This window comes from Mesorhizobium australicum WSM2073 (assembly GCF_000230995.2).
GTDB classification, from domain to species: Bacteria; Pseudomonadota; Alphaproteobacteria; order Rhizobiales; family Rhizobiaceae; genus Mesorhizobium; species Mesorhizobium australicum.
This window is the reverse complement of the sequence record NC_019973.1, coordinates 2,931,374-2,942,422: the sequence shown is the minus strand read 5'-3', so window position 1 is coordinate 2,942,422 and position 11,049 is coordinate 2,931,374. Positions and strand designations below refer to the sequence as shown.

At 60.1% G+C, this 11,049-nt stretch carries 13 protein-coding genes and 3 pseudogenes; 4 read left to right on the top strand and 12 right to left on the bottom strand.

The features are described from left to right. Positions 1–126 precede the first annotated feature (126 nt). From MESAU_RS14040 to MESAU_RS14030, 4 genes are all read right to left on the bottom strand, one after another. Positions 127–465, bottom strand: a complete 339-nt coding sequence (locus MESAU_RS14040) for a hypothetical protein (RefSeq protein WP_157163648.1) — start codon at positions 463–465, stop codon at positions 127–129. A 98-nt stretch (positions 466–563) separates the two neighbouring features. Beyond that, entirely contained in the window at positions 564–731 is a 168-nt protein-coding gene (locus MESAU_RS31215; RefSeq protein ID WP_157163647.1) for a hypothetical protein, read from the bottom strand. A gap of 93 nt (positions 732–824) precedes the next feature. Then, positions 825–1,088, bottom strand: coding sequence for a DUF6894 family protein (locus MESAU_RS14035; RefSeq protein WP_015316685.1), 264 nt, complete (start codon positions 1,086–1,088; stop codon positions 825–827). A 17-nt stretch (positions 1,089–1,105) separates the two neighbouring features. Beyond that, the gene (locus tag MESAU_RS14030) at positions 1,106–1,816 is read right to left on the bottom strand and encodes a Crp/Fnr family transcriptional regulator (RefSeq protein WP_245262981.1); all 711 of its coding nucleotides are present in this window, start codon (positions 1,814–1,816) and stop codon (positions 1,106–1,108) included. A 751-nt stretch (positions 1,817–2,567) separates the two neighbouring features. On the opposite strand from MESAU_RS14030, the gene MESAU_RS30175 reads away from it, so the two are divergent. Both MESAU_RS30175 and MESAU_RS14025 read left to right on the top strand, forming a co-directional pair. Next, positions 2,568–2,864, top strand: a complete 297-nt coding sequence (locus MESAU_RS30175; protein WP_083882996.1) for a helix-turn-helix domain-containing protein — start codon at positions 2,568–2,570, stop codon at positions 2,862–2,864. Positions 2,865–3,132: 268 nt separating this feature from the next. Further along, a pseudogene (locus MESAU_RS14025) lies at positions 3,133–4,640 on the top strand (protein adenylyltransferase SelO). Positions 4,641–4,718: 78 nt separating this feature from the next. Here the strand turns inward: MESAU_RS14025 and MESAU_RS14020 are convergent. The 8 genes and pseudogenes from MESAU_RS14020 to MESAU_RS13985 form a co-directional block, all read right to left on the bottom strand. Further along, positions 4,719–5,045, bottom strand: coding sequence for a SemiSWEET family sugar transporter (locus MESAU_RS14020; protein ID WP_015316683.1), 327 nt, complete (start codon positions 5,043–5,045; stop codon positions 4,719–4,721). Between the two features lie 709 nt (positions 5,046–5,754). After that, positions 5,755–6,114 carry a dihydroneopterin aldolase gene (folB, locus tag MESAU_RS14015; protein WP_015316682.1) on the bottom strand — a complete coding sequence of 120 codons (360 nt, stop codon included), beginning with the start codon at positions 6,112–6,114 and terminating at the stop codon, positions 5,755–5,757. 3 nt (positions 6,115–6,117) lie between these two features. Next, positions 6,118–6,642 (bottom strand): annotated as a pseudogene (folP, locus tag MESAU_RS14010) (dihydropteroate synthase); the annotation flags it as partial. A 195-nt stretch (positions 6,643–6,837) separates the two neighbouring features. Further along, on the bottom strand, positions 6,838–7,131 hold the full coding sequence (locus MESAU_RS14005) for a hypothetical protein (protein ID WP_015316681.1): 294 nt from the start codon (positions 7,129–7,131) through the stop codon (positions 6,838–6,840). 239 nt (positions 7,132–7,370) lie between these two features. Continuing rightward, entirely contained in the window at positions 7,371–7,880 is a 510-nt protein-coding gene (locus tag MESAU_RS29625; protein ID WP_083882994.1) for an EF-hand domain-containing protein, read from the bottom strand. 376 nt (positions 7,881–8,256) lie between these two features. Next, entirely contained in the window at positions 8,257–8,706 is a 450-nt protein-coding gene (locus tag MESAU_RS13995) for a DUF4112 domain-containing protein (RefSeq protein ID WP_015316680.1), read from the bottom strand. Between the two features lie 6 nt (positions 8,707–8,712). After that, positions 8,713–9,180 (bottom strand): YidB family protein, encoded by a 468-nt coding sequence (locus MESAU_RS13990; RefSeq protein ID WP_015316679.1) that lies wholly within the window; start codon positions 9,178–9,180, stop codon positions 8,713–8,715. 175 nt (positions 9,181–9,355) lie between these two features. Further along, positions 9,356–9,565, bottom strand: coding sequence for a DUF3072 domain-containing protein (locus MESAU_RS13985; protein ID WP_015316678.1), 210 nt, complete (start codon positions 9,563–9,565; stop codon positions 9,356–9,358). Positions 9,566–10,062: 497 nt separating this feature from the next. Here MESAU_RS13985 and MESAU_RS31900 point away from each other — a divergent pair. Next, a pseudogene (locus MESAU_RS31900) lies at positions 10,063–10,266 on the top strand (hypothetical protein); the annotation flags it as partial. A 128-nt stretch (positions 10,267–10,394) separates the two neighbouring features. Next, positions 10,395–11,009, top strand: a complete 615-nt coding sequence (locus tag MESAU_RS13980; protein WP_015316676.1) for a class I SAM-dependent methyltransferase — start codon at positions 10,395–10,397, stop codon at positions 11,007–11,009. Positions 11,010–11,049 lie beyond the last annotated feature (40 nt).

Here is an 11,049-nt window from a genome sequence, read left to right as displayed (position 1 = left end):
AACCACCGCTCCCGACGAGCATGCCCCACCTGCCTGGACGAGCAAGACGCGGCGCCTTCTGGGTGCATCGGAAAGGCAATTTGACGTGCCTGCAGGTTGGGAGCGGGCCGGCGGCCCCCGTCACTCTCACTTTCGATATCGCGCCATAATAGCGCTGAGCCAGTTGAACAGACTGATTTCCTCGGGTCGCCCCTCCACCTCCTGAATGGCGGTGCGCAGCGTGAGCTCCACCAGATCATCTGCAGCCTCGACGGATTGCGCTCGATAGGAGCGGGCGACCAATCTGAGCGCGGCAATCAGGCGTGGATCTGTTGCGTCGGAAAGTTCATCTGCCGCAAACTGGAGAATTTTTCGGCTATCGGTTTGGTCTTGAAGCATGACTTCCATGCCTGTTCTGGGGCGGTTCGTCACCGGAGCCGCGCTGACCATCGACGGAGGCGCGAACGCATAAAGCACCAGAGTCAATTTTGAAGCGTCCGCAGGCCGGACTGATAGAGCCGTTTACAGACTAAGCCGGGCATCGGACCGAGCAAGCTCAAATGATAAGTGAAGGGTAGTTGGTATCAATCCGACAATCGAATTGCCTGTGCCACGCGCCCCAGCTGGTGCTCTGGATTACCGCAATAGGGCGTGCCATCTACCAACATGCTGCCGGCTTGCTTTGAAGCGTCTTCACTTGGATTTTCTCGCTGCTTTTGAGCCTTGTGCGCTTGCAGCAGATGTTTTGACATCTTTTGATTGGGCTGCGACTGCCGCCAGCACCGGTCGGCTTACGCAAAACCTGCTCGCTGTAATGACGTCTCGACCCCCCGCTGTGTCGCGTATCACCGCTCGGCAGTCGGAGCAGTAGGACGGCGCGTTAGCAGCATTTGAAGAGAGAGGCTCAGCCTGACCAGCTTCTTGTCATTCTCGTCCCGAATTTCAATCGCCAATTGATGTCCGTCGACGCCCTTCAGCGAGTCTCTAGCCAAGTCGATTAGACCTGCTAGCGCCTCGTTTCGTGCGGCTTCGATCCCCCCACATTCGATGCCAGTCTCATCTTTGATGAGCGCATCGCTTTCATAGGTGTCAAAGAAATATCTCGCCATCGAACCCACCTCCACCCTCACAAGCTCGTCGCGTTCCTTTGGTGAAGGTAGCCGGTTTCAAAGTCTCCGGCTCGAACGAGGCCAGGCCAGTCAACAGCGTGAAATCGGGAGCCCTCGGTAACAACCAGTCCGTCGCCTCGAAGATCCTGCAGCGTTCGGTTCACGTGCACGGCCGACAAGCCCAAGGCGTCGGCAAGTTCCGCCTGCCTAATCGGAAGCTCCGCCACATGGTCCTTGATAAGCCCCATAGAGCGAAGGCGGACGATGAGTTCGCACAGAATATGCGCCATACGGGCATACGCGTCGCGCCTTCCAACGTTGGTGACCCACTCTCGATATATAGCCGCGTCGATCAGCGTCGAGCGCCAAAACACCGTCGCTATCGAAGGATGTTGGTCGCAAATGGCCCGCAGCGCATCATGCCGCATGAAGCCAACCCTGACGCGCGTGAGTGGTGTGAAGGTGCAATCCAAAACAGACAGGTGCATTCCGTGGAGATCAGGAATGTCGCCCGGAACAAAGACCGACGTGATCTGCCGTTTACCCTCCCCAGTCAATTTTGTGGACCCGACCAGACCCTCCAGGATGACAAATGAATGGGTGGGACGATCTCCTTCGCGCACAATGTCCTGATTGGCCTGAAAGTCCCGCTTCTGGAATTGAATTCCCTCCAATACACCGATATCTGAGTCCGTCAGATCACAGATTATCTGAAGCTTACGGGTCAAAATGCTCGGGGAAGTGGCCTGTGTCAATTTTTGTGACCGGATTGCGTTACGTGCCGAACTTGGGCCGGGCGCTAATGTTCCTTGCACCCGGTCTGGGAAGGACCTGTTAAAGGGCCCGAGGCGTTTGCCAACTCACCGGCTGCAGTTCCGGGGCGCCTGGACCCTTCGCCAGCGCTTTCGCCTCTCGGACGAGGATGCGCAATTCGTCCCGAGCAGCGATATGAACTCCCGCGCTGTGGCGCTGTGATTCCAGTCCCTTTCACGAGCTTTTGAACAATGCCGCGATCAGGTTCAAGCGTCATAGGACGGGATCCTGACTATAGACATTTGACGTATATTCCAGGCTCATTTCTCTCCCCGCGGCGAAGCCGAGGGCGTCGAAGTGCGTAGCGAGGAATGCTAAGCAGTTTCCGCTCGGGCTTTTCTTTATGCTGCGGCCGTCATGGGCATCGAGCCGGAACAAATCGGGTTGATTTCGGTTCGGAGAACCTGATCGAGGACCTCATGACCACCACCTCCAATTCGCCAATGCGTCCAATTTTCATCTCCGGGCCCCCGATGCGCACGAGACGTAGAACCCCAGCCCTCTCGCTCGACGTCTCGCAGCGGCAGACACCTCCTCCTCGGAGAGGCTCAGAACTGGTTAGGAACCGGCAGACCTGGCTCGCGCAGATATGGGCGGCCGTGATGTCGCCGTCGTCGCGGTTGGCCGCGCTGAGACGCATCCTGGGGAGCAGCCTGGGGCCGTTCGATGCATGTCGGGCTCGATGGCGAGAGTTCAGTGACTGATCTGACGCCGGAGCAATCGCGGATAGCGCGAGGTCTGCTGAATTGGCCGCAGGTGCGGCTCGCCGTGAAGTCAGGCCTCAGCGAAGGTGCGATACGAGATTTCGAAAGCGGTCGGCGAGTGCCTGGCCCTCGTAAACTTTCAGCGATTCGAAATGCATTTGAAGCGGGCGGCATTCGGTTCTCCACAGATGGCCCGATCAAAGCACAAGGTGAAGCAGGAGCACTGGAGCAGTGCCCTGCGACCCGAGAAGGCGGTTAGGGAAATGCAGGCCGCCCCTTTGAAACCCAAGCAGACCAATGCTGTAGCCGCGCGTGCGGTAGCACAGGGCAGGGAACGACGCCTTAGCGAGCCGGGCGCGCTGCGGGCGTTTGGAGCGCGGGTGCGGCGGCAGCACCGGAGCAGAAGTTCGGGAAAGCCAACAAAGCCGCGGGATGAACCGGGAGCGAGCCGGCGGCCGCGGGTTGACATCGGCATCGACGCAGTGATCGACATGGTTACGACCTCTGCCACAGCAAAGGAGAACCTCATGCCTTCATCCACAGCCGGATCAGCCGTGCGGAGCCCGATCTGGCCCTTTCAGCAGAGCTATGCCCAGTCACCGGATCATTTCTTCGCGCGTGCCCCTCTCCACCCGGTTTCAAACCCCAGGCTAATCCGGCTGAACGAGCCCCTTAGCTCTGGGGTTAAGGCTTGATCCCGATCAGCTCGGGAGCCCTGCTGGGATCGCCGTGCTTGCCGGGAAGAATTTTCCAGATGGACTGCACCCTATAGCCTTAGCCTACGCTGGCCACCAATTCGGCAACTTCGTCCCCAAACTGGGCGACGGACGCGCAGCACTGCTGGGCGAGGTCGTCGATGTGCACGGAGTGCGTCGGGATGTCCAGCTGAAGGGTTCAGGACCGACCCGATTTTCGCGCAACGGCGATGGCCGTGCTGCGCTTGGTCCGGTGCTTCGTGAATACGTGGTCAGCGAAGCAATGGCTGCGCTCGGCAGACCGACCACTCGAGGCCCTGCGGCGGTGCTTACCGGGGACCCAGTCTACCGGGAGCGCCGGCTGCCAGGGGCCGTGCTGACCAGGGTGGCAGCGAGTCATATCCGTATCGGCACTTCCAATACTTTGCCGCCCGCAACGACATAGAAGCGCTGAAGCTCCTTGCCGATTATGCCATCCAGCGTCATTTTCCTGAGGCGGCCAGGAAACCGAGACCTTACCTGGCTCTGCTCGAGGCTGTGATCGCGGCGCAAGCGGAACTGGTGGCGCGGTGGATGTTGCTCGGCTTCATCCACGGCGTCATGAACACCGACAACATGCCGATATCCGGAGAGACGATTGACTATGGACCGTGCGCGTTCATGGATTCATATGATCCGCAAGCGGTGTTCAGCTCCATCGATCAACATGGCCGCACGCCTACGGCAACCAACCTCGGGTGGCAGTCTGGAATCTGGCACGCTTCGCCGAGACTCTGCTGCCGCTCCTGAGCGAGCGCGAGGGTGAGTCAATCTCGCAGGCCGAGCAGGCACTAGGGGAATTTCACGCTCGCTACGAAGCTATTTTACATCGCGGGTTCAGGGCAAAGCTTGGGCTGCTGAATGAAGCTGACGGTGACTTGGACCTTGCCAACGATCTGTTGGATGTGATGGCGCGTGGGCGAGCGGATTTCACGCTCACCTTCCGCTTGCTAGGAGATGACCTCGACATCCCTGGCGCCCAAGCTACCGCGAGGCGGCTGTTTGAGGATCCCGGCCCCTTCGATGCCTGGTCGATGCGCTGGCGAAATCGCTTGGCGCGGGACGGCAGCGCCACCTCGACGCGCAAAGCCGCGATGCACGGCAGCAATCCCAAGTTCATTCCTCGCAACCATCGCGTCGAGGCAATGATCAAGGCTGCGGTGGAGGACGATGACTTCCGAATCTTCGAGCAATTGGTGGAAGTCGTGTCACGGCCGTTCGAGGAACAGCCCACACTGTCCTATTACGCGGAACCACCCAAGCCGCACGAGCGCGTTCTGCAGACCTTCTGTGGCACGTGACATCCCCGCCATACCGGCGAGACGCCACCAACGCGGGCGAACTCTGTAGGGCCGGGGGTCAAGCTAACGAGACAGGCCTCAGGACGCGGGCGGGCGAGGCCTCTCGGAGCCAGGCGAAGGATCGATTGCGTCCGCCACCATGTCCCTCTTGGAACTGGGAAGGACCCTCATCAGCAGGATAAAAGTGGCGAGCACGAGGCAGACAGCGTTGGTGACTATGATGGGCCATTCGCCTTTGATGATGCCGAAAGTCAGCCACAGCGCGAAGCCCAGCGCAGTGATGGCATACATCCACGCCGATATGCCAGCCGTGTCCCGGGTCTTGATGATCTTCCAGGCTTGCGGGGCAAAACTGGTCATTGAGCACAGTGCTGCCAGCGAACCGATGAGCGTGACCTTTTCCACGCAACCAACCTCCAACTATCGGCTCATTCGCACGCCCGAAAGGCCCGCTTCTTCGACCTCGGAGACACTGGCAAAGTCTTTGGTACCGAGGGCACAGTGCTTCCCCGGTTGGAAGCCGCCCAGCGAAAGCCAATCACAGCACCGGCCTGAGATGGGCAGGGACGCCCTGCCGCACGCGAATTTTTCCACATAGTCGGCCAGCAGATCAGAGCGGTTCTGGAGGTGGTGATCAGGTTCGAAGCTCAGCCGCTTTGAGCCGCGACAGCAAGTCGCGGGACGCTTGGATAAGGCGCCTTGTCTCCTCAATCGTACGAAGCAAGTCTTCAGCGCTCGCCCGGGCCCGACGGCTAGCGAAGTGAGCTGCTTCCAAATAGACCTTGCGTGCTTGACGGGGATCACTCATCGCTCGACTTTATAAGTTGGAAGCAAGCGGAAGAAACTAACGTGTGTTAAGGCAAGCGGATCTTTGTGATACCCCACCAAGTAGCAGTGCGTCTGGGCAACAACGAGCCCTGACACGTCGTCCGTCTCGCCGGCGGCTGACCGGTGACGCTGGGCGGCAGAAGGTGCGGTGCGGTGACGAAGCCAGGGTTGAGGCAGTTCGAACCCTGTCCAGAGGGATCTTCCAACATGCAAATTTACAGGAAGTGAGCTTGAGGGCGACGCCGCCGGATCGCCCAGATTGCCGCCGAGGCTCAGATAGACGGTGTTATTCGGGCCAGACAACGGTCACCTCGACGTAATCGAGCACGCCAGGCACCGGCGCATTGGGCTTGCGAACGGTGACCTCGGCTTTCCGGATCTGGGGAAAGCGCCCGCTGAGAGCCTTCGCGACTTCCAGGGCCAGCGCCTCGATCAGGAAGCGCCGGTGTCCGGTGATGATCTCCTCGATGACGGTGAAGGCGACGCCGTAATTCACCGTTTCCCCGATGGCGTCATCGACGAGCGCGCGTCCCGGCTCGACGGTGAGCGAGGCATCGACATAGAAGCGCTGCCCCAGCGCTTCTTCCTCGTCCAGCACGCCATGCCGGGCAAAGAAGGCGCAATTCTTCATGCGGATGACATACATGGCTCAGCGTTCCGATCCGGTTTCCCGCGCCAGCATAGCATCCGCCACCGCCAGCGCGTCCACGTTGATTGCGACATCATGGACGCGAAACAGATGCGCGCCCTTGAGCCGGAGAATGACGCTGGTCGCCGCCGTGCCGGCCGCCCGGTCGGCAGCGTCGCGGCCGGTGACGGTGCCGATGAAACGCTTTCGCGACGTACCGGCCATCAGCGGGAAGCCGAGCGCGCCAAGCTCGGCAAACCGTGCCATCAGATCGAGGTTTTCCTCCGCCGTCTCCTTGGCGAAGCCGAAGCCGGGGTCGAGCACGATATGGCCGTCAGCGACACCTTGCCCGCGCCCGATCTCAAGCGATTTTCCCAAGAACGCCAGCTGGTCGGCGATCACATCGGGCAGCTTGTCGCGATCCCGTCCGGTATGCATGATGACGAGCCCGGCGCCGGTATCGGCCGCCACCCGCGCAATGTCGGGCTCGCGCTGCAGACCCCAGACGTCGTTGACGATATGCGCACCGCTCGCATGAGCTAGGCGTTTATCTTGTCAAAGTGGCCGTCAGGAAGTGCAGACCGTCAGCTAGCCATCGTCCTTTGAGGACAGCCGAGCCACCGTTGACTGAGTTTGAATCAGCGGTTTGGCGCACTGAGTCCGAAGCTGCCCTGCAGTATACCTCAGACGTGAAGCGGCATGCACTCGGTCATCGTCTGGGCCACACCATTGCCGCAGGCGCTAGACCAAAGCCATCGGCAGATATCGAATCACAACCTGCTCCTGGCGGAACCGCCGCTCCAATTCCGAACGCCGCCTTTGCCAATCGGGCAGATCGACTTCGTGAGTCATAACCTCGAAGATGACGATCTCGTCTGCTCCCTGCCTCCACACACCTTCCGCAGGCGCGCGCAAATACGCGGTGACACCGTCGAAGCGGAGCGCGAGCTCCTCCTTCACACGGTCAAACTCTTGCTTGGCGAAGGGCTTTCCTGCGTTGTCGGCGCGAGGTAGCAGAATCTGGACCAGATGCATGTTTGCCCCTAAACCTCGCAATGCTTGCCTAGAGCCACTTCTTTGGAACGCTTGGCCTATGGTCGTCGACGGGCACAGCCGTCCAGCCTCGTGCGAGCTCTGCGCAGGTCTTTACCCCGTTGATCCTACCGAGTATCGGCGGAGCATGAGACGGTGGGGAGCCAAATACCGTGCTCCGAGCCATCTCCTGTGGGCCCTAGCTTCAGACGTCGAGCAGGCCGAGGTACAACCTGTCGGTGCTAACGTCGGTCCTGGTCTCCTCCGGGACGGAAAAAGGATTGGAGTTCCTGCATGTCGACGCTTTCATCGCCGTCCTCGTCGACAGCGTTGAAAATTCGCCCGATGAAATCCTGAACCTCCGTCCGCGACAGTGTACCATCACCGTCGGTGTCCATGATGGCGAACATGATCCTCATTTTGGCACCCTGCATCATATCGGCTCCCGCCCTGCGGCCGTGCTTCATACGTCCCGTATCACGATCGCTCATCTCGTCGTCCTGAAGCCTTGGGCCCCTGTGTCGCCAATCTGCCTCGGGGTCTCGATCCTTTGCTGTTTTTTCCTGCAGCATCTCATCCATCATCTCGCGCATCATTTGACGCATTGCTTGCTGGTTCTGTCCGGCTTCGTCCGCCGTCCGATCCTGGGCTGGTGATGCGGGCTTGGGAACATCCGCCGATTGCGCAAAGGCGGACGGGGCGAGCATAGCGAACGCGGCCGCCAATACTGTAGTCGTGAATGCTCGTGTCATTGGGTTTCTCCATTAACTGCCACGCCGACCACCCGGCGTGCTGTCCAAACCAGCAGCTCGGTTCATGGTTCCTAGGCATCCGGCGCAAAAGCGGCATAGCTCCGATCACCTCAGCAAAGCGCTGGCTGTCTTTGTCGGAATCGACCTTACCGATCACCTGATCGCTGCGCAGATTTGCCAGCGGCGCAACAAAGATCGGTCTTCACCGATTTTGCCGAACTCATTGAACCCACATCGACAAAGGTGGCGCAGATTCCGCAGCCAGTTCCGAGAGTGCGGCTGGATGAAACATTCCAAGTTGGCGGCAACGGCATCGTCTCCGGCCAACACCGGCCGCTTCCCGGTCGCGAACGCCGCATGGGTGATGCCCTGCGAACTACCGTTCAGCAACCTGACGGCTTAGATGGCCACGAAGCAGGCGGATGTTGCGGTTGTTCGACTTGTAGTAAACATCGAAGATCGATCCGAGGACGGGCACGCTTCCCAAGACGGTATCAAACAGCACATTGGCCAACATCCGAGCAACCAACAGCTTCCCAGCGCCGCATTTGCGGGCTCGCAGCACAATGTAAGCCGAGATCAACCCGGTTGCTGTATCTCCCAGCACAGGCACCAGGCCTACCAGAGCATCCAGTCCGAACCGAATTGGCGTACCCGGGATTCGCCAGCGCGAATCAAGCAGCACTGCCAAGAGGTCGAGCTCGGCGATTGCCCTCGCAGTCTGGCGATCCACAATAGGCGTTTCGCTTGTCCCTACTTTCCGGCTGCCATTGCTCGCTCGATCCAATCTCCTCGGTTTCGCACCTCTCCAGTCCGCTTCCGTCATGTGGAATTAGCTTTGTATCGGCCGGGAAGGCACGTCGTCGAGCAGGTTGGGCTGGTCTGGAGCATTTGTTCGGTCGTCTGCTGGGAGGGTGCCGTCTGGGGTCATCTGGTTAACCGCGTCGGGCAAATCCCTGGTGATCCTTGCAATCAGCTCCTCGCGCGAGAGGCCGGTCTGGTGGGAGAGTGCTTCCAGCGTCGGCGCATCGATCGCCGTTACCACCTCGTGCGGCTCGATCGGCTGGTTCGGCCCGGTGCCGACCCAGGAGTCTACCTTCGACCCGGCGCCTGCGTTTCTAAAGCGGTCGAGAATATCGCCGAGCGCCGTGCCGGATACGCCCTTGGACACCTGGTCCAGTATCCCGCCCTGGGGATTATTGGGATCGCCCGCTCCGCGGATCGCCTCGGCAATCTTGTCGCGGTTTTGATAAGCCAGAACCCCCAGCATAGCGATCGCAAGTCTTCCTAGATTGGCCACTCGTTCCTCCTGTGGTTTCGAATATGGAGAAGGTCTCGCCTTGCCAAAAGTTCCGCGATTGCCAGCAATATCAGGAAGGGCTTGGCAATCCCGACCCGCTCCCCAGCCGACTATGAGGCCTGCCCGCGCGAGACGGAAGGTCGAGGCGGTAAAGACAGAGCGCCCGAGCTGGTGCTTAAAGTTTCAGCTTTGCCCTTAGTGCATCTATGCGCTTGGAGGCCTCTGCCTTGCTGAGGTTGTCTGCAAAGCTTTCCTGATCCTCAGCCTGCTCACACAGGGTTTTCAGATAAGACGCTTGGGATGGGGTCATCGGGTCGTCACCACTCACCCATTCGTCGGGATCTTTCTCGACGTTTGCATCGGGTTTTGCGCGCGAGTCTTCCATTGCGATCTCCTGTCTTGGCATGGGGAATGCATTTGATCTTGTTTTGTTCCACCTGCTTGTTGCGGCCGTCGTGAGCGCAGAGCCCGAGCATGCAGCCGCATCCTTTCCCCACTTTCGAATGGATTCACAACGAGGGCACAAGCCATCCACTACTCGTGTCCTTTCGCGACTTCCGGGTGGTCACCGCCGACTCCGACATCGCAGGAGCACGCAGGCTCGCTGTGCGGGTACTTGCGCTGCACGCAACCGGCCTGGTTGGGATGACGAGGCTATTCCGCGCCGTCGTCGCTGGATCATGCGCCACCACCGGTGCTCATGGCGCGCTTGCCACCATCGTAGGCCTTGAAGACCAGCCGATAATATCCGGGCGACGCTTTCCGCTTTGGAAGCCATTGCCTTCAACCATCGGAAAACCTGTCTCACCTCGTGAGCCGGCGCGCGGCCGTTCAGCGCTATGCAACCGCACTCGGCTTCGTTCTCCCCCGTGTTGGTCCCGGGGAGGCGCGCTGCTCGGACAGGCGATCGGCGGCGACACAGAGCACGGTGATCGGTGCCGCTGGCGGCGCCCTGATCAGTGCGGTGGTCGGCTCCGCCGCAACGCCGCAGCGGCGCGAAGACCAGCTCTGCCGCCACCAGGAGTGCTACGGGCGCATCGGCACCGCACCCTGTGACGACCGCGCCATTACAACCGCAATTACTGATTACGAGATTGCGTGGCTGGAGGGGGCAGCATCTCCTTCAGCTCCGCGACCGTGAAAGATTGAGGACGTCATCTTTTCCGCACTTCGTGCTGCTATATTTTGCTTAGGCGGACAGGAGGAGGTCGATAATGACTAGCTTTGCTGGCGCCCTGAGGAATCGCGGCAAACACGTTGCCAAGCGGTTGCTTCGCTACGACAGCCGCAACTGGCTGCGCATACGCCAGATCGAGGCCTTTACCGCGTTCATCGAAGCGGCCAACCGCAAGTCGCGAGATGTGATCGAGATCTCGCCAGGCTGGAACCGCTATTGGCGGGCGCTGTGCCCGGACTATCGCGCGGTGGACTTTCCAGACTTCGACATCTGCCGGGATCGGACCGAGGAGCAATATTCGATCGTCATCGCTGACCAGGTGTTGGAACATGTGCAGCGCCCGCAAGCGGCCGCAGCCAACATCCACGCCATGACCAAGCCCGGCGGCTGGGCGATGGTGGCCACACCCTTCCTGTTCCGCGTGCATGCGCGCCCGCATGACTACAACCGTTGGACGCCAGCGGGGCTTAAGCAGCTAATGGTCGAAGGCGGCTTCGCCCCGGACGACGTGCAGGCCTTTGGTTGGGGCAACAAAGCCTGCGCCAGAGCCCATATTGGCGGTCCTGTTAGGGCGTATGGGCTATGGCGAGACTTAACCAACGACGACGAATATCCGCTGATGGTGTGGACCTTCTCCAAAAAGCGGGTTTGAAGCCCGCTTTAGGGGCAGATATCAGCATGATTTTAGAGCA

Bases quoted from the DNA above. Each gene is read 5' to 3' on its own strand.
- MESAU_RS31215 (WP_157163647.1), bottom strand. From the start codon at position 731: ATGTCAAAACATCTGCTGCAAGCGCACAAGGCTCAAAAGCAGCGAGAA.
- MESAU_RS14035 (WP_015316685.1), bottom strand. From the start codon at position 1,088: ATGGCGAGATATTTCTTTGACACCTATGAAAGCGATGCGCTCATCAAA.
- MESAU_RS30175 (WP_083882996.1), top strand. From the start codon at position 2,568: ATGCATGTCGGGCTCGATGGCGAGAGTTCAGTGACTGATCTGACGCCG.
- folB (WP_015316682.1), bottom strand. From the start codon at position 6,114: ATGTATGTCATCCGCATGAAGAATTGCGCCTTCTTTGCCCGGCATGGC.
- MESAU_RS14005 (WP_015316681.1), bottom strand. From the start codon at position 7,131: ATGCATCTGGTCCAGATTCTGCTACCTCGCGCCGACAACGCAGGAAAG.
- MESAU_RS29625 (WP_083882994.1), bottom strand. From the start codon at position 7,880: ATGACACGAGCATTCACGACTACAGTATTGGCGGCCGCGTTCGCTATG.
- MESAU_RS13995 (WP_015316680.1), bottom strand. From the start codon at position 8,706: ATGACGGAAGCGGACTGGAGAGGTGCGAAACCGAGGAGATTGGATCGA.
- MESAU_RS13985 (WP_015316678.1), bottom strand. From the start codon at position 9,565: ATGGAAGACTCGCGCGCAAAACCCGATGCAAACGTCGAGAAAGATCCC.
- MESAU_RS13980 (WP_015316676.1), top strand. From the start codon at position 10,395: ATGACTAGCTTTGCTGGCGCCCTGAGGAATCGCGGCAAACACGTTGCC.